At 39.4% G+C, this 17,706-nt stretch carries 19 protein-coding genes; 8 read left to right on the top strand and 11 right to left on the bottom strand.

Features of this window, described 5'->3' with window-relative positions; genetic code table 11:
* Window positions 1–13 precede the first annotated feature (13 nt).
* Together ACYQ3A_RS07280 and ACYQ3A_RS07275 are read left to right on the top strand one after the other, a co-directional pair.
* Window positions 14–1,270: an MBL fold metallo-hydrolase gene (locus ACYQ3A_RS07280; protein WP_459896549.1), complete on the top strand. Its 1,257-nt coding sequence runs from the start codon at window positions 14–16 to the stop codon at window positions 1,268–1,270.
* The gene (locus tag ACYQ3A_RS07275) at window positions 1,267–2,907 is read left to right on the top strand and encodes a hypothetical protein (RefSeq protein WP_459896547.1); all 1,641 of its coding nucleotides are present in this window, start codon (window positions 1,267–1,269) and stop codon (window positions 2,905–2,907) included. The genes ACYQ3A_RS07280 and ACYQ3A_RS07275 overlap by 4 nt, the downstream gene beginning before the upstream one ends.
* Before the next feature lie 133 nt (window positions 2,908–3,040).
* Here the strand turns inward: ACYQ3A_RS07275 and lpxC are convergent, their stop codons facing one another.
* The 11 genes from lpxC to moaA all read right to left on the bottom strand — a co-directional run bounded on the left by lpxC (window position 3,041) and on the right by moaA (window position 14,135).
* Entirely contained in the window at window positions 3,041–3,961 is a 921-nt protein-coding gene (gene lpxC / locus ACYQ3A_RS07270) for a UDP-3-O-acyl-N-acetylglucosamine deacetylase (protein WP_459896546.1), read from the bottom strand.
* A 90-nt stretch (window positions 3,962–4,051) separates the two neighbouring features.
* On the bottom strand, window positions 4,052–5,692 hold the full coding sequence (locus ACYQ3A_RS07265) for a radical SAM protein (RefSeq protein WP_459896545.1): 1,641 nt from the start codon (window positions 5,690–5,692) through the stop codon (window positions 4,052–4,054).
* 110 nt (window positions 5,693–5,802) lie between these two features.
* Window positions 5,803–6,900: a cell division protein FtsZ gene (gene ftsZ / locus ACYQ3A_RS07260; RefSeq protein ID WP_459896543.1), complete on the bottom strand. Its 1,098-nt coding sequence runs from the start codon at window positions 6,898–6,900 to the stop codon at window positions 5,803–5,805.
* Window positions 6,901–6,913: 13 nt separating this feature from the next.
* Window positions 6,914–8,158, bottom strand: coding sequence for a cell division protein FtsA (locus ACYQ3A_RS07255; RefSeq protein ID WP_459896542.1), 1,245 nt, complete (start codon window positions 8,156–8,158; stop codon window positions 6,914–6,916).
* Window positions 8,137–8,868 (bottom strand): cell division protein FtsQ/DivIB, encoded by a 732-nt coding sequence (locus tag ACYQ3A_RS07250; protein ID WP_459896541.1) that lies wholly within the window; start codon window positions 8,866–8,868, stop codon window positions 8,137–8,139. The genes ACYQ3A_RS07255 and ACYQ3A_RS07250 overlap by 22 nt, the downstream gene beginning before the upstream one ends.
* Window positions 8,865–9,740, bottom strand: a complete 876-nt coding sequence (locus tag ACYQ3A_RS07245; RefSeq protein WP_459896540.1) for a D-alanine--D-alanine ligase family protein — start codon at window positions 9,738–9,740, stop codon at window positions 8,865–8,867. Before ACYQ3A_RS07245 ends, ACYQ3A_RS07250 begins: the two co-directional genes overlap by 4 nt.
* Window positions 9,737–11,044 carry a UDP-N-acetylmuramoyl-tripeptide--D-alanyl-D-alanine ligase gene (locus ACYQ3A_RS07240; RefSeq protein ID WP_459896539.1) on the bottom strand — a complete coding sequence of 436 codons (1,308 nt, stop codon included), beginning with the start codon at window positions 11,042–11,044 and terminating at the stop codon, window positions 9,737–9,739. The genes ACYQ3A_RS07245 and ACYQ3A_RS07240 overlap by 4 nt, the downstream gene beginning before the upstream one ends.
* Window positions 11,013–12,473 (bottom strand): UDP-N-acetylmuramoyl-L-alanyl-D-glutamate--2,6-diaminopimelate ligase, encoded by a 1,461-nt coding sequence (locus ACYQ3A_RS07235; protein WP_459896538.1) that lies wholly within the window; start codon window positions 12,471–12,473, stop codon window positions 11,013–11,015. The genes ACYQ3A_RS07240 and ACYQ3A_RS07235 overlap by 32 nt, the downstream gene beginning before the upstream one ends.
* Before the next feature lie 100 nt (window positions 12,474–12,573).
* A complete protein-coding gene (locus ACYQ3A_RS07230) occupies window positions 12,574–12,870 on the bottom strand; it encodes a YtxH domain-containing protein (RefSeq protein ID WP_459896537.1) in 297 nt (98 codons plus the stop codon).
* 44 nt (window positions 12,871–12,914) lie between these two features.
* Complete coding sequence (locus tag ACYQ3A_RS07225; protein ID WP_459896536.1) at window positions 12,915–13,160, bottom strand: hypothetical protein; 246 nt, start codon at window positions 13,158–13,160, stop codon at window positions 12,915–12,917.
* Window positions 13,161–14,135, bottom strand: a complete 975-nt coding sequence (gene moaA, locus ACYQ3A_RS07220) for a GTP 3',8-cyclase MoaA (protein ID WP_459896535.1) — start codon at window positions 14,133–14,135, stop codon at window positions 13,161–13,163.
* 88 nt (window positions 14,136–14,223) lie between these two features.
* On the opposite strand from moaA, the gene ACYQ3A_RS07215 reads away from it, so the two are divergent.
* The 6 genes from ACYQ3A_RS07215 to ACYQ3A_RS07190 all read left to right on the top strand — a co-directional run bounded on the left by ACYQ3A_RS07215 (window position 14,224) and on the right by ACYQ3A_RS07190 (window position 17,705).
* The gene (locus ACYQ3A_RS07215; protein ID WP_459896534.1) at window positions 14,224–14,793 is read left to right on the top strand and encodes a TetR/AcrR family transcriptional regulator; all 570 of its coding nucleotides are present in this window, start codon (window positions 14,224–14,226) and stop codon (window positions 14,791–14,793) included.
* Between the two features lie 168 nt (window positions 14,794–14,961).
* Window positions 14,962–15,195 carry a hypothetical protein gene (locus ACYQ3A_RS07210; RefSeq protein ID WP_459896532.1) on the top strand — a complete coding sequence of 78 codons (234 nt, stop codon included), beginning with the start codon at window positions 14,962–14,964 and terminating at the stop codon, window positions 15,193–15,195.
* A gap of 28 nt (window positions 15,196–15,223) precedes the next feature.
* Window positions 15,224–16,180, top strand: coding sequence for a ketopantoate reductase family protein (locus tag ACYQ3A_RS07205; protein ID WP_459896531.1), 957 nt, complete (start codon window positions 15,224–15,226; stop codon window positions 16,178–16,180).
* Entirely contained in the window at window positions 16,170–16,430 is a 261-nt protein-coding gene (locus ACYQ3A_RS07200; protein WP_459896530.1) for a thioredoxin family protein, read from the top strand. Before ACYQ3A_RS07205 ends, ACYQ3A_RS07200 begins: the two co-directional genes overlap by 11 nt.
* A complete protein-coding gene (gene msrA / locus ACYQ3A_RS07195; RefSeq protein WP_459896529.1) occupies window positions 16,427–16,978 on the top strand; it encodes a peptide-methionine (S)-S-oxide reductase MsrA in 552 nt (183 codons plus the stop codon). Before ACYQ3A_RS07200 ends, msrA begins: the two co-directional genes overlap by 4 nt.
* Window positions 16,962–17,705 (top strand): nitrilase-related carbon-nitrogen hydrolase, encoded by a 744-nt coding sequence (locus ACYQ3A_RS07190; protein WP_459896528.1) that lies wholly within the window; start codon window positions 16,962–16,964, stop codon window positions 17,703–17,705. The genes msrA and ACYQ3A_RS07190 overlap by 17 nt, the downstream gene beginning before the upstream one ends.
* Window position 17,706: the final 1 nt, after the last annotated feature.

Genomic DNA, 17,706 nt, shown 5'->3' with positions numbered 1-17,706 from the left:
AAATTTCTCCTCCATGGAAAACTTACTTATACCGATTGGTGGTGGAAATGAGATAGGAGCCAGTTCCTATCTCTATATAGTGGATGGTGTTAAGATTCTCGTAGATTCGGGGATAAGGTTTAACATTAAAGAGCCTTATCCCGATTTTGAACTCCTCAAGAGCATTGCTCCTGAGCTCGATGCAATTTTCATTACCCATGCCCACGTTGATCATTGTGGAAGCATTCATATCCTCTCTTCGCTCTATCCAGAAACTCCAATTTATACCACCCATGAAACTGCCCAGCTTCTCTCCCTCATGGTTGAAGATGCGATAAAGGTCAGATACATAAAAGAAAAAAGTCTGGATGAGTGGAGAGAGTACAGGCTTCTTGATGAAGCTCTGGCAAGGATTGAGAGGAGAGAATTCTACGATACAGTGACAATAAAGGATGTTGAAATTCAGCTTTTTCCAGCTGGACACATACTTGGTGCTGCCTCAGTTCTGATAAAGTATGGAGAATCAAGATCCATTTATCACACTGGAGATATCTCACTTCAATCACAGTCAACAGTTGGATCGGCAGAACTTCCCGATTCAGAGGTTGATCTCCTTGTAACAGAGAGTACTTACTACTATTCAGACAGGAGATTTAACAGGGAAAAAGCAGTTGAGGAGTTCTATGAAACAGTTGTAAGAGTAATTGAGAGAAAAGGAAAAATTTTGATTCCGGTTTTTGCCCTTGGCAGAGCCCAGGAAATCATCCTCCTACTAACAGAAGGAATGAGGTTGGGGAAAATACCTCCGATGACCGTCTATGTTGATGGCCTTGCAAGGGAAGTTTCAAATATTTACGAAAATCTTCTGAACAGGAGACTCTTTAACTATTACGTTCAGCCAGCACCTACTTATGAAGGACTGGACTTTAAGGAGGCCTGTGAGGAAAACTTGAGAGAGGCTGACTGCATAATCTCTACCTCTGGAATGCTCATGGAGGGAACTCCCTCTTATGTTTATGCATCTTTTCTTGCTAAGAATGGAAAAAGCGCAATAGTTTTCAGCGGTTACATGGTTGAAGAAAGTTTCGGATACAGACTTCTCAACGATAGGGAAACTTTTAAAAGCTTTAGATGTGAACTGAAAAAACATCACTTCTCTGCTCATTCAGACAGAAACGAGCTCCAGGAATTGATTGGGAAGTTGTTTCCAAAGAAAATCGTGTTCGTTCATGGCTATCCTGGAAGAGAGGTCAAATATCACGGATTCAACAGAGAGGTGATAAGGTTTTGAGAGTCTATTTGGGTTATCCAGATTCCTTTTCGAGTGAGGGCTCTTTCAGGTTAAAAGACCTGTTCCTGAATGAAATAGGTGTTGATTACGAAACGGTTCCTGTTGAAGTTAAAAGGAAGCTCCTTTCACTCTTGGATAACCTTGAGCAGAAAGAGTACATATATCTTGGTAGTGTTATTTATGATGCCATTGACGTACTTGAGTTTGCTCTCTTTTCAATTTCAGCAGAGAACTTTGAAGAGATAATACTTCCAGGATATCTCTACGGTAAACCAACTTTCCTGATCAGAAATCTCTTTAAGAACTCCTTCAATAGAAGATTCTCCATCTATTACGATTTTAACTTCTTTTCTCCTGAAACAATCGTTGTAAATGTTGGTTATAGAAGAACTTCAGTCTCTATAGGAGGAAAGCTTTTAGCTATTCTGCCTCTTGGGGAGTACCACTTTGTTGATATTCTGGGTAGTTACCTTTTTAACAGGTTTTTAGTTGAAAAGGGGTTATCCAACAGAGACCTTAGAAAGAGTGGATTGAGAGGAGTGCTCCTTGATAGGTTCAGAGGTCTTGCAGGACAGATCCTTTTTAAAGGCAGAAGGGAATTTTTCCTGGAAGAGCTTGGTTACGGAAGATCGATTTCTGCTGAAGAGATCTTTTTAGCTATTTCGCCCTATACAGGGTTCTCAAACTATGGAGATTTTATTGAGAAACCTGTAGATATTGCTTCTTCTATCGTTTTATCACTCTACAACTACGAGGAGATTTTTAAAGAGAGACCGCCTGTTAGGAGTGCTGTTCTAATAGGAAGGCTTACTTTTCCTTTTAAGGAGGTCCTTCAAAGGATTTTCCCCATTCCAGTTCAAGAAATTGATGAAAAGGAATTCCTTAATCTATCTGTTGTTAACCCGGTTTTTAAGGTTTCCGTTAAAAAGGTGGACTTTCCAGCAGACAGCAGAGCTTTGAACTTTAAAACTCCAGATGCAAGTCCGGAAGAAGAGGCTGATATTCTACTTCTAAGAAAATACTACAATAGACAGGATTTGAGAGGGATTTTCCTGATAGAGAGGTTAACAGAGAATCAGCTTGATGATAGAGAAAAAGAACAGTTTATCTTTGAACTTCTTTCCATTCTGAAGAGAAGTACTTACAGAACCAGGGAAGACATATTCTATCTCAACTACGCTATAGCTGCTCTCTCTAAGGTTGATATTCCAGGGGAGCTCTTTCAAAAAGTTCTTGACGAGATGGTAGATAAGGCGTTTAACTGGTTTCTACCCTTTGAAACAAAGATGAATATTCTCTACTTCTGTTACAGGTTTGCAGACAGGATAAAAGATGAAAGATTTAAGGTCTTCCTTCCCCTCCTTTTAACCTACATCAGAGACAAAAAACTGACAGAAGGTGAGAGAAACTTCATCAGAACAGCAGTTGAGTCAATCTTTAAACTTGACTTTTATCGTTACAAAGGCGAGGAAGGCCGTGGAAATGACGGCTGTAATTGTAGAAGAGAGACAGAGGGGGAGAAAAAACTTATTTCCAGTGAAGTAATAGGCTACAGAGGAAACAAGCCCGATTCCAGGGAATGCAGAAAGAATGCTGTACTCTCTTCTTTTGAAGATGAAGAAGAGCGGGAAAATTAAGGTGTTTAAGATCATACATCGAAGGGAAAGAATCCTTAGCGGGTAGTTTATCGGAACACTCTCTCTTAAAACGGGAATAAAGAGAACCACCAATATGAAGAAGATGGTTATCGCTATCTGAACAAGATATTTTCTAATTAATTCCGTAAGCTTCTTCATCTGCAAGGAGAGGAGATAGGGTTTCTCTTTCTTCAGCTTCAAACTCAACCACTTCGTAAGCCTTTTCCTGATAAACGGCTTTAACTAAAGCAGCGTTCAATGCATGACCGGTACGGTAAGCCGTTATCTTTGCAAGTAGGGGGTATCCTAAAATGTAAAGGTCTCCCACGAGGTCAAGTGTTTTGTGGGCTACAAATTCGTTATCCATTCTGAGTCCTGTTTCGTTCAAAATATCGTACTTATCTATAACTATTGCGTTTTCAAGACTTCCACCTTTTGCAAGACCAGCAGCTCTCAGTGCTTCAACCTCATGGGAGAAACAGAATGTTCTTGCCTTAGAGATCTCCTTGAAGTTTTCAAGGTTATGGGTGTAAACAAGTCTCTGATATCTGACTTTTTTGTATGTATGGTCAAAGGAGATTGTATTATCTATTACAAGTCTATCGGAAGGTTCAGCTTTAATCCTCTTGTTATCGTGCTCAATAGATATCTCTCTTGTAAGCCTCAGATACTTTCTCTTTTTCGGCTGTTTTTTTACTCCGAATTCTTCAAACAGGTAAATGTAAGGAGCCGAGCTTCCGTCAAGGATGGGAAGTTCCTCAGAATCAAGGTAAACAAAGAGATTATCTATTCCAAATGCAGAAAGAGCTGCCATCAGATGTTCAACAGTTTGAACACAGATTTCTCCGTTTGAAAGGTTTGTTGCATAGAAAAGCCTTGATAGGTATTCTGGAGAAGCTTTTATCGACGGAGAACCGGGAATGTCTGTCCTAATGAATACTATTCCAGTATCCGGAGGTGCAGGAGTAAGCCTCACGTTTACCTTTCTTCCTGTGTGAAGTCCTATCCCACTAAAATGTATTTCCCTGTTGATTGTTCTCTGAAAAACCTGCATCTGCCTCTCCTGGTAATCGTTCACTGAGGATTATAGTTTAGGAATGTGAAAAATTTCTAAATTCTATGGGAAACTTTTTGCAAAATTGCATTAGTCACAGAGACCACACACCTTGCATCCTGGGAAACAGGTTGGAGTGGACTTTCTCTCAAAGGTATTCTGATATTCTCTCCAGAGATAATCTCTTCGTATTCCACTTTCTACTATGTCCCACGGGAATACTTCATCTTTTTCCCTTTCACGGGTGTAGAGATTGTCAAACCTCAAGCCTCTTTCCTTTAAGGCTTTACGGAAATTTACTCCGTGGATGGCGGATTCGATGGCAGCTTCTCCTACTCTTGTATCTCCACGTGAGACAATAGCTTGAAGAATAGCTTTCTTGACATTTTCATGAGTGAATTTCACATTTGGAATTTTACTGAGTGCTTTTTTAAGAAACTTTATTCTCCTTTCAATTTCAGATTTAGAGTTCATTCCATACCACTGAAAAGGGGTGAAAGGTTTTGCTATGACAGGATTCACACTCAGGTGAATCTCACCAGTTTTTCCTCTCTCTTTCCAGTATTTAAGTGCAATTTCCCTGAATACTTTCGTCATATCAACGATTCCTTTCAAATCCTCTTCCGATTCTCCGGGAAGACCAATAAGGAAGTAGAGTTTTAAGTTCTCTGCACCATGTTGAAGAGCTTTCTCAGCAAAAGAGAAGTATTTCTCATCCGGAACTTTCTTGTTTACTGCATATCTGAGAGATTCACTTCCGGCTTCTGGGGCGATCGTTACAGTTTTCTGTTCTGATTCCTCAATGATTTTGAAAATGTAAGGTGAAGGAGAAGAGGCTTTGAGCGAAGAGAAAGAAGCCTTTACGTTGTATTTTCTGAGGATTCTATAGAGTTCTTCCATTTTAGAGTAGTCTGTTACGCCTGCTCCAATAAGTCCTACCTTGTTTCCATACTTAGATGCTATCTCAATCTCTTTTTCTACAACTTCTATTTCCTTTTCTCTGAATGGAAGTCCCATGTAAGTTGCCACACAGAAACGGCACTTTTCTATACAGCCCCTGTTAAGCTCAATTAGAAACATATCTTTAAAAGTAATATCTCCAGAGAGAAAACAGGAGTGGGAAAAAGTTTTTGGAAAGATTGGAGATCTGAAAATTCTCTTTCTCTCACCAATGATTTTCTCTACAAGTTCGCCATTGTAGAAAAACTGGTACTTTTTACTTACTACTACATTGTCAAACTTATTTAGGGTTTCTGGTTCTCCTCCGGATACTACCATTTCTTTAATTACTTCTTCAAGCCGTCCCTCAGCCTCTCCCAGATAAATGACGTCAAAGATAGGCATAAAAGGTGCAGGGTTGTAGAAAAGACCTATTCCTCCTCCAAAAATTAGTGGATAAATTTTTTCTTTTTCCCTTTCCTCTCTCAGAGGGGGAATTCCTTCTCTATGAAGAATAGAAGCGACTGTAAACAGATGGTCTTCATACGTAATGGAGAAAGCTACAACATCAAACTCTTTAAGTTCTTTTCCAAGAAAGTAAGAGGAATCTGAATCTATAAAAAAGAGGTCACAACTTACACCTTCTATGGAATTGATGAGAGAGTATATTCTGTGAACAGCAAGGCTTGAAAGCCCTACTCTTGTTTCTCCAGGATAAACCAGGCAAATTGTTAAATCGTCTGGATTTAACTGTAAATGGTTACACTCATTTATTAGGATAATTTCAGACATAAATCTCCCAATTTGATTTGAAATCAAAGATAAAATAGTTCAAAAGTTAAAATTTGGAAACTTTATATTAAAAATAAAAAGGGCTGAAAGCCGCAAGAGTAGAGGTAGGATCAATCTTCTTTTAATTGTTCCAGTAGTTTGGATATGTCTATATCAAGATCTCCTATAACTTCTTTGCTTCCCAAAGATGATCCCATGGTTTCATGGTGGTCTCTCTTAAATCCTGTATCAATTCTTAGAGGTCTTCCTTTTTCGTCAAATCCTGTGGCAATTACTGTAACTTCTATGGAACCTTCTAAGGATTCATCAATGCTCACGCCAAAGAAGAAGTTAGTATCATCCCTCTTAGCCCTCTCCTTAATAAGCCCCGCAGCAGCATAAGCCTCATCAAGAGTTAAATCATTTCCTCCAGTAATGTTTACTAAAATCCTACTTGCCCCCTCAACCTGAACATTCTCAAGAAGAGGATTATCAATAGCCTTCCTTGCAGCAGTAAGAGCCCTATCTTCTCCACTCGCCTCTCCTGTACCCATAAGAGCATATCCACCACTATGCATAACTGACTTTACATCGGCAAAGTCAAGGTTAATAAGACCAGGTCTTGTAATAACCTCACTTATTCCCTTAACAGCCTGATAAAGAACATTATCAGCAAGCTTAAAGGCATTAAGAATACTCATATCCTTTGGAGCGACAGTAAGAAGCTTCTGGTTAGGAACAACCATAAGAGTATCTACAAACTCTTTCAGTCTTCTGATACCAGCTTCTGCAAACTCATGTCTTTTTCTACCTTCAAAATCGAAAGGTCTTGTAACAACACCGACAGTCAGGATACCCATATCCTTGGCAATCTTGGCTACAATAGGGGCAGCTCCAGTACCTGTACCACCTCCCATACCGGCAGTGATAAAGACCATATCGGAACCTTCGAGGACTTCTCTGATTTTGGGTTCATCTTCAAGGGCAGCCTGTTCACCAATTTCAGGTTTACCGCCGGCGCCAAGACCCTTTGTGAGCTTCTCACCGATCTGGACTTTTATAGGGATAGAGAGCTTAGAAAGAACCTGGGCATCGGTGTTAACTGCAACGAATTCTACGCCCTCGATACCTTTTTCGAGCATTCTTGCGACGGCATTTCCGCCGCCACCGCCTACGCCAATGACCTTTATTACAGGGCCATGAAAGGCTTCATCTGCTATGTCGAACATGACTCCTCCGGTCTTAGATCAAATCGGTTATAAATCTCCATATACCAGAGAAAAAACCTCCTTTTGAGTAATCCTTTGTGAGATCTTCTTTTATATCTGATAATCTTTTTTTGTTCTTCAAAGACAGAACGTAGTTTGTTACTCCAACGATTGGTGCAAAAGATGGGTCTTTTAGCTTTTCATCCTTTGAGTTCATAACAACAGCAGGAGCTTTGAGTATTTTTGATGTCAGGAGTTCTACGTCAGGAAGTTTTGATAGGCCTCCTGTTAAGTAAACTCTGTTCAGTTCACTGACGAAAGAAGGATCTCTTGAGTGAAGTTCCTCTTTTATATCCTTAAGAAGCTTTTTAAGTTGCATGTGGATGAATATAGGGATAAGAACCTTAGGAACTCTTTTATGGTTTGCTCCATAGTTTATCGTAATAACTTCTTCTGGATTTACGTTAAATGCATAGGCACTTCCGTACTCCTTGAAGAGTCTCTCTGCCTCCTTCCTGCTTACCTTTAACTGCTGAACAATGAAGTCTATAATGTCTTCGCTTCCGAAAGGTATATGTTTACTGAGAACCGGTTTGTCCTCTCTGAAGTAGAAATACTCAGTATTTCCAGCTCCCATGTAGACCATGAGATTGTTGTTAAAGTAAGTTTTTTCATCTTTTATTCCATGAAAGGCTGCCAGAGACTGAAGTACTAACCCTTTAAGTCTCAGGTTTACCTCTCGCAGCAGGGACTCTATCGTCTTCATAGAAGACTTTGCAGCGAGAACAACAAAAGCCTTCATTGTAAGTTCTCTACCGTTGTGTCCTATAGGGTTCTGGATTCCTGTAAGGTTTTCAATAATAAATTCCTGGGGAATAATGTGAATCACCTCGTAGTGGTTTTTAACAGTTTGTCCCAGTTTCTTCATTAGTTCTTTTTGAGCTTTATTTTTAACCTCGTTGACATCACTATATGATATCGTTTGGATTCCAGGGAATGTTATTTTTGATTCAACAACATAGCTCAACGTGTGGGCTCCAGTTATTAACACGTATGCTTCAGCAGGAATCGTTGTTGAAGTTTCCATTTTCAGTTTGTTGAGTGCCGACTTTAAGGAATCCCTTGCTGACTGGAAGTTTACAATGTTCCCACTTTTTATCCCCCTGGATGGGGCTGTTGTTATGGTTATGTTTCTTTTCCCATCCGAATCGACAACAGAGAGAGCTGTTCTTATTGATGAAGTCCCAAGATCTATGGTCAAGATTTTTTGTTCAAGCATTGACTCCTCCCTCTTATTAGCAAGTTGGAGAAACGGAAGTCGTAGACACCGGGAATTAACCCTTTTGCAAGTTTATCAAATTTTATGAAGTTATTCCAGGAATTTCCGCTGTTATCCAGATAAACAATTGTTTTAGTTTCTGGAAAAATCAGGTTTATTCCTATATCTGTTATAGTTATTTCCGGTTTTAATTCTCCAATTTTTAAACTTTTCAATCTCTCCTTTACGAGGGAAATTTCCATCTCAATGATATTTTTTAGTTTAATAAAACCATTTTCCATAGTAAATGGTGAAGTTTTACCTTTGTAATAGTAGAGAGGATCTATAGAGTAAAGTCCCGATTTCTTGTCGAGGACAAAGCCATCCTCTCCAATAAGGTAGGTGTTTCCTGCAAAGAAGATACCCAAGGAGGGTTTAGATTCAACCACTCTAACAATTAACGTTCCATTTTTTAGAGCTATTTCACAGCTTTTTACCCATGGTAGAGCATTTATTGTTTCTTCAAGATATTCAAGTTCTTCAGGATCCATCCTCTCTCCAGGCTTAATAAGAGGAAAAATCTGTTGACTAATCTGGGGTTTCCAGATGCCGTTACCTTCAGATATTTCCAGTTTTACTTGTTTGATTTTCTGAGGTGCTGTCGTGAAACCGTAAACTATAATTCCCACAATGGCAATAATCAGAAGAGAGAGTGTAATTAGCTTTTTCACCCCTTTAGAATCTCCTCTATGAGATCTTCAAATTCCATCCCTGCAGCTCTGGCAGCTTTTGGCAGAAGGCTTCTTTCTGTCATTCCAGGGATCGTGTTAACCTCAAGAATGTAGGGATTGTTCCATTTGTCTATTCTGAAGTCGATTCTGACAGCTCCTTTACACTCAAGGACTTTGAAAGTCTTTTCTGAGATTTTCCTGATTCTTTCTTCAAGTCGGGAAGTGAGTTCAGCAGGAATTTTGTACTGTGTTGTCGGTTTTGTGTACTTTGAGTCGAAGTCGTAAAATCCTGACTCTGTAATGATTTCAACGGGAGGAAGAGCTTTTCCATTGATAACAGCAACTGTTAATTCTCTTCCATCTATGTACTCTTCAACGAGGATTTTCGAGTCGTACTTAAAAGCTTCTTCTACTGCCCTTTTGAAAGACTCCTCATCTCTGGCAAGACTTATTCCTACTGTAGAGCCTGTTCTTGCTGGTTTTACTACACAGGGAAACTCAACAGGTTCAACTCTATCTCCTTTAAAGTATGTCTCCCCAGCAGGAACAGGTATGCCGTAGGTTTTGAGAATTCTCTTGGTTACGTCCTTATCCATACAGATTGCGCTGGTTTCTGTGTTGCATCCTGTGTATTTGAAACCTGTTATCTCAAGAAGTCCCTGAACAGTGCCATCCTCTCCTGGTGAACCATGGAGAACAATGAATACTTTCTCGGGATTAATTTTTTTTAGTTCTTCAACAATGGTTTCATTGAGCTCTATTTCAAAAACTTGATGTCCCTTTTTCTTCAATGCAGAAATTACACTTCTGGCACTTTTCCTTGAAATATCAGCCTCAGGAGAAGGCCCTCCATAAATAACGGCTACTTTCAATTTTTATACCTCTGTCTTATTATTTTTATAACTTCTTCAAATCGATTTCCTCTGGAACCCTTTACTAGAACAGCCCTTCCAGAAAATGAATATTTATTAATAAATTTAATAAATTCTTTTCTGCTTGTAAAGTGGAACTTAATGCCTTCAAACACTTTAAAGGTATATTCGGTCTCTTTGCCGTAAGCTATGAGAGTTTCCACTCCTGCAAGCTTCAGTAATTCCCCAACTTTTTCGTGTTCCTCTTTTGACTCTTTTCCCAGCTCGAGCATTTCTCCAATAATGGCAACTTTTGGTAACTCCTGTAAGGAGAGGACTTTTATAGCATTTTCCATTGATTTTGGATTGGCGTTGTAGGCATCATCTATGAGAATCACGCCGTTGAGCTTTTCTATATGGAGCCTCATTTCTGGTGGTGTAAATGTCCCGATCAGCTCAGGAAGTTCCCAAATGTTGATTTTGAAGACTTCTGCCAGTCCAACAGCTATTAGTGTTGAATTGACAATTCCATAACCCGGAACTCTTGTCAGGAACTGAATTTTTCTACCAAAACTCTCTACTGTGAACTCTGTTTTGTCTGGAAAGAAGTTAACCTCCATTAGTTTGATATCACCTTCTCTGCCAAATGTTATTGTTTCTCTGCTTCTTGATAGTTCTTTAAACTGAAATGGAACTATTGAGAGTGAAGTTCCTTCTGTTATTGAAAGTTTCTCTTCCACAATCTCATCTACGTTTCCAAATCCCTCTGTGTGGGCTTTTTCAACGGTTGTTACTATTGAAATTTCAGGCTTTATAAAATCCACAAGTTCTGGAATTTCTCCTTTTCTGTTTGTTCCCAGCTCCTGAATGTAAACTTCAGCACTTAGAGGAAGGTTTGAAAGGGTGTGGGTTACCCCCAGAATGTTGTTAAAACTCTTGATGTTCCGGTACGTTTTAAAGAACTTGGAGAAAACGTGGTTGAGGAGCTCCTTTGTTGTTGTTTTACCAACACTTCCTGTAACAGCAACGGTTGTTCCTTTGAAGTTTTCTCTCTTCCACTTTCCGATAGATTTGAAAGCTTCAAATGTGCTGTCAACCTCAATCAGAAATTTTCCTTCAGGGACTTTTATAACCTTTTCTGAGAGAGTCCCAGAGGCTCCCCTTTTAAAGGCATCGTCTATAAACTGATGACCGTCCCTATTCCCCTTTAACGGAACAAAGAGACTTCCTTCTTTTATATTCCTTGAATCAAATTCGAAAGATTCAATCTTACCTCTTCCTCTAAGCCTTCCTTTAACTATCTTTGCTACTTCCTCTGCTCTCATAGAACTCTTCTACAACCTCTCTATCGCTAAACTCAAGTTTTTGGTTTCCAATGATCTGGTAGTTTTCGTGTCCTTTGCCGGCTATCAGAACTATGTCGTCTTCTTCTTTTTCACTTAGAGCTCTGAAAATTGCCTCTCTTCTGTCAAGAACTACGGTAACCTTCTTTCTATTTTCTATTCCTGAAAGGATATCCTCGATTATTTTCTGAGGATCTTCACTTCTTGGATTATCGTTTGTAATTATAACTCTATCCGAAAGCTTTTCTGCGAGTTTACCCATTAGAGGTCTCTTTTCTCGATCTCTGTCTCCTCCGCACCCAAAGACCGTTATCAATTTTCCCTTTTTAATCTTCGAGAGTGCTGTTAGCACCTTCTCAAGGGCGTCAGGAGTGTGAGCATAATCAACAAAGATTCCGCTTTTAACCTCCTCAAGCCTTCCGGGAACTCTGATATTGTCGAACAGGTCTTTAATCTCTTCTCCTTCAAAGCCGAGGGCAACGAGAAGTCCAAATGCTGCCGCGACGTTGTAGGCGTTGTAATCTCCTTTCAGATTTGTCCTGATTCTGTATTCTTTCTTTTCAAAATGAAGAGTTATTTCACTTCCAAAAGATCTATTTTCCACAGATTCTATCTTTACTTTTCCGTGTTTTCCATAGGTTATAGTCTTACAGGGGAAGATGGATCTCATACCGGATAAAACTTTTCCAAACTGGTCATCATAGTTTACAAGTGAAACCTTTTTTGTAAGGAAAAAGAGTTTCTCCTTTGAAAGGAAGTAATTGTAGATATTTCCGTGGAAATCCAGATGATCCTGTGTCAGATTTGTGAAAATTGCTCCCTCAAACCTGATACCTGAGACCCGGTGGAGCTCAAGACCATGAGATGAAACTTCAGAAACCACAAATTCCACCCCTTCATCCAGGAACTCTTTCAGTATTCTGTTGTACTCAATTGCAGATGGAGTAGTTCTTCTTGCCGGTTTTCTATTTTCAGGAGTGCCGTACTCCACTGTTCCTGTTATTGCCGTTTTTCTGCCGAGACGATTCAAAACAGTGTAAAGTATGTATGAAGTTGTTGTTTTCCCGTTTGTTCCCGTTATTCCGATTACTCTCAGCTTTTTTGACGGTTCTCCGAAGAACTTTGATGCTATGAGAGCTTCTTTTTCTCTGATATTTTCAACGTAGATAACAGGGATTCCATATTTTTTTGAGTATTCTCGTGCTTTTTCTCTATTATCAGAAATAACGGCTACTGCTCCTTTTTTAACAGCGTCAGGAATAAATCTGTTTCCATCTGTAGAGAATCCTGTTACTGCAAAGAAAAGCGAACCTAAGGTAACAGTTCTTGAATCCTCTGTGATATCTGTTATCTCTGGATTCTTTCCGTAATAGGGAATGCCTGCATAATCTAAGAGCTTCTTAAGTTTCATTTAATCCTTACTGTCTTGAATTCAAAGATAATATAAAAAAGCTTACTAAACCCCCTATAGAAAAGGGGGAAAGTAAGGAGATTAACAACAGAAAAATTATTTACTTCCCTCTGTGAATTGTCTCTTCAAGCTTCTGAATCTTTGCTTCAACTTCTTCAAGAATGTTTTTCTTCTCTTCTTCGCTCATTGCCTCTTCGCCTGATGTGAGTAGATGGTTTATCGATTCTGAGATCTCTTTCACAAGGTTCTTCGCCCTTTCTGGCAGATCACTTTCCTTGATCTGTTCCTGGAGCTCCTCAATTTTCTTGAGAATTTCTTCCTTTCTGGTTGCTGCAACGTAGGCTGCTCCTGCACCTAAAATGCTTCCAATTAAGAACATTATGGAACTCTTCTTCATAATTCCTCCCTTAATAGGCTTTACTTTAATATAGGTCATTTTCTCTATTTTTTTCTAAACTTCCTTATGAACGAAACCGTGTCATTTACCATTTGAAAAGCCTCTGTAAGATTCAGGACAGTTTTTTTAAGCTCAATTACAGCCGGCCTGAGCTGATTGTTTACTGTGTCAACACTCTCCTCAAACTTCTTCAGGAGTCTGTATGTAACAGTAGCCAGTCCAACTGAAGCTATCGTAATTACAACCATGCAAACGGCTATAACTGCAAGAGAGATTTCAGCAACTACCATCTATCCTCCAATCGTAAACATTTTTCTTGAGCATCCAAGACTTTCAAGGGCTTCAATCCCGTTAATGTCAGATTTCTTCAGAAGTGCCTCAGCAATTGCTTTTCTGAGGTGATGTCTTTTATATTCAGGGTTTCTGATTATCGATTTCAGGTTTATCTCTTTATCGCTCATAAGGCACAATCTCAATTTTCCATCAGACGTTAATCTCACTCTATTACATGAATCACAGAAGTGTTCACTGATGGATGGAATGAAGCCTATTCTAGCATTTGTTCCTTCTACAATGAAGGATTTTGCAGGTCCATTCTTTTTGGTCTTAGCTGGGATGAGCTTTCCAAATTCTTTTTCAATTTTCTCTTTTATTGAAGCAATTGAAATAAAGTTTTCCTTGGAGAAAAACTTTCCCCCAACCGGCATGAGCTCTATGAATCTAACTTCCACTCCGTAATCTTCCGATAATTTAATGAATGACTCGATTTCCTCATCGTTGAAACCTTTTATCAGAACTGTGTTCACTTTAACCGGTCCCAGTCCCTCCTCAATTGCTTCTTCCAATCCAAGAAGAATTTTTGACAGGGCATTGATATTCCCAGTTCCCGTTATGAACGCAAATTTCTTCGGTTTCAGGGTATCGATGCTGATGTTGACTCTGTCCAGTCCATGCTCTTTTAAGGATTTAGCTTTTTCTGAAAGAAGATAGCCGTTTGTTGTTAGGGATATATCTTCAATCTCTTTCAGTTCTCTTATCTGGGCTATTAGATTTTCGATACCTTTTCTTACAAGTGGTTCACCGCCTGTAAGCCTGACTGAATCGATGCCAAATTCTGTGAAAACTTTAACAATTTCGGTTATCTCTTCGTATCGGAGTATTTCTGGATGGGGAATAAACTCTTTTGTCCCCTCTGGCATGCAGTATCTACACCTGAAATTACACCTGTCGGTAACAGAAACCCGCAAATAGTTTATTTTCTTCATTTTTAAATCCTCGTTCAAATTCTATCACAAGCACTCAGTATATAATACACGATGAAATAATGAAACAAAGCATACTGGAGGAATTTAATTGAAAGACAGAATTCTTGAAGCAGCTGAAAAAGTCTTTTCTGAGAAAGGTTTTTACGATGCAAAAATCTCAAAAATTGCTGAGTTGGCTAACGTTTCTGTAGGAACTATCTACAGGTTTTACAGAAGTAAAGAGGAACTCTATGGAGAGGTTATAAAGAAAAAGCTTCTGGAAATGGAAAAAGAAGTAGAAGAAGCTGTTGAAGGGAAGGAACCTCTTGAGGCTATAAAAGTCTATGTTAATACCGTTGTTGACTTTTTTTCCAAAGAGCAGGACTTTTTTGAAATATTCATGATGGAGTTGGGGAGTTCATTCATAATAGATACAGAAAGGTTTAACCTATCTGAGTGGTACAGAGATTACGTTAAGAAACTTTCAAAAATTGTTGAAAAGGGAATTGAAGAGGGAATATTTAAGAAGTTAAACCCAGAGGGGATATTCCTCCTTATTTCAGGTGCTCTTGCAAACATTGACTATTTCCGTTTGAAAGGTTTTATAGATATGAAACCGGAAGAGGTTAAAGAGCTCGTCTTAGAAGTGGTTCTCACAGGGCTTCTTAACAGGAAGTAAACTTCAAATTATGTTTTAAGGCTCTATTCCTGGTTCTCCCAGGCTTTTGTTACTGAGCCTAATAACTCAACGCAGGTAATAAGATAGAATTCCCCCTTTCGTAAAGGGGGTGAGGGGATCTATAAGTTATAAATTTTCAAACAACCTCATACAGACCACTCTGCAGCTTTGCTGGAGTTCATAAAGAAAGAAGGAAAAGTTATTGGAGTAAAATATTTTAGTTCTCAATCCTCTACAAACGGTCTTGGCGTGAAAGAGGAGTACTTTGGCAATAAACCAAGGGGTATAAAGGTCATCTTTGTAGGAAGGTTGGAACCTGTTGAAAGCTGGAGCTTACTGCGGGCTTCAAAGACTGCAGTGAAGTATAAAGCTAAGGAACTCTGGAGACATTTGCTTTCCTAATCTAAACTTCAAGTAAGAGAGGTCTGAAATGAGATTTGCAATATTCGGAACCGGCGGAGTTGGAGGATTTTACGGCGGAATGGTTGCCCGCTGTGGTCATGAGGTCGTTTTCATTGCAAGAGGTGAAAAGTTAAAAGCAATGAAAGAAAAGGGATTAACTGTTAAGAGCTTCAAGCACGGTGAATGGACAGTTAAGGAGGATGGAAAAAGAGTTATCTTCACAGACAAACCAGAAGAGGCTGGAAAAGTTGACGTTGTCTTTGTCTGCGTGAAGTCCTACGACACTGAAAATGTTGCTCCAAAATTACCCCCAATGTTAAAGGAAGATACTGTTGTTGTTTCCATCCAAAACGGAATTGAAAATGAAGAGATACTCGCGAAATACGTTGGCGAGAATAGAGTTTTAGGAGCTACAGCGTTTGTAGGAGCTTACGTTAAAGAACCTGGAGTTGTTGTCCATGAAGCAGCAGGTCTTTTAGAGATCGGAGAAATGAGTGGACAACAGTCAGAAAGGGTTGAAAACCTTGTTGAAGAGCTTAAAAAATGTGGAATTGAAGCAAGGGCTTCAAAAGATATCAGATACACCCTCTGGAAAAAGCTGGTCTGGAACGTTGCATTTAATCCTTACTCGGTCATAACGGGAGCAACAGTTGGAGAAATGCTTTCTATGCCGGAAAGTTATGAAATACTGAAAAACTTGATGGAGGAGTGCTACAGAGTTGCTGAAGCCCACGGCGTTAAGTTAAAACCTAAGATCATGGAAAACTACTTAAAATCCTCTCCAGACTTGATGGACTACAAAACTTCAATGCTCTTAGATTTTGAAAGAGGCAAACCGATAGAGTTGGAAGGAATAACAGGAGCCCTAATCAGAAAGGCTGAAGAGAAAGGAATTGAGATTCCTTACAATAGATGTGTTTACGGTACCGTCAAGATCCTCTTAAAGAAGAGAGACGAAAGACTGGAGGAAAAAAGTGGAAATTAAACTCATACTCTTTTCCTCTGAACGCTGTTCAGTCTGTCATGCACTGAAGCCAAAGGTTGAGGAACTCGCCAAGGAGTTCAAAGCTCAATTCGAAGAGGTCTCAATAGACGAAAATCCTGAAGTTGCTGCAAATAGGCTCATCCTGTCTGCTCCAGTTATTCTCCTTGAAATTGATGGAAAAGAAGTAAACAGGTGGACTGGAGTCTTTTCAATTTCTGAGATTGAGAGTTTCCTAAGGAGGATTTTGTGAAAAAAGCAACTTTTGCAGGTGGTTGCTTCTGGTGTCTTGAGGAAGCATTTTCTAAGGTTTCTGGGGTTGTAGAAGTTATTCCTGGATATGCTGGGGGTGATGTTGAGAATCCTACCTATGAAGAAGTTTGCTCCGGAAAGACAGGACACGTTGAAGCTGTTCAGATAACTTACGATCCAGAAAAGGTTTCTTATAGAGAACTTCTCATAACTTTCTGGACTTCAGTCGATCCCACAGATTCAGGTGGACAGTTTGCAGATAGAGGAAGTCACTACAAAACTGTGATTTTCTACCATGATGAAGAACAGAAGGAACTGGCTGAGAAGAGCAAAAAGATTCTTGAAGAAAGCGGTCTTTTCTCTGAAACTATAGCTACAGAAATTAAGCCTTTCAAAAACTTCTACGTGGCAGAGGAATACCACAGGAGATTCTTTGAAAAAGAGCCGATGAGGTACTATTACTATAAAATCAACTCCGGAAGGTCTAAGTACTGTGAGATTGTCTGGGATAAGAAGAATGGAAGGAAACTCCTTGAAGAAAAGCTTTAAAGCCTATGCAATTCAGTTTGAAACAGTCGCAGGTGAGTTTGAGAGGAACTACAGTCGATTTTTAACGTTTCTAAACCTCTGCGAAAAAGGTTCTTTGGTTGTTATTCCTGAGGTTTTCCTCACAGGTTTTTACTATGAAGATATCGAATCTGCCGCAAGGTTCTCTGAAAGGGTCGTTGGTGAGCTCTTAGAATTCTCAAAAGGACTTGAGCTTACCCTCGTTTACACAGTAGTTGAAAAGATTAACAGCAAATTCTTTAATTCTGTTCAAATCATCGATAAAGGGAAACTCCTCCTTTCTCGTCCCAAGATAAAGCTTTTTGCTCCAATGGATGAAGATAAATATTTTGTTGCTGGCAGTGAAAAGGATTTGAAGCTCGTAGAAACTTCCATTGGCGTAATAGCACCCTTAATCTGTTTTGAGCTAAGGTTCTCTGAAATCTTTTTAAAGCTCTTAAAAAGCGGAGCTGAAATCTTCACTGTTTCTGCCCAGTGGGGAAAAGCAAGGAAAGAACACTGGAAAGTTTTAACTTCTGCAAGAGCCATTGAAACACAGCGCTTTCTGGTTGCATCAAACGGTATTGGTGAAATGGCAGGAAACTCAATAATTGTTGATCCGTGGGGAAGAGTCTTATCTTCTGCTGGAGAGAGTGAAGGGATAATTTCAGGGAGAATAGATTTATCTGTAATAAAACAGGTTGAGAGAAAGCTTCCAATGGGGAGGTGAA

This window comes from Desulfurobacterium crinifex, from assembly GCF_054656775.1.
Note: the sequence above shows the minus strand (reverse complement) of the source record. Positions and strands in the feature narration are given on the sequence as shown.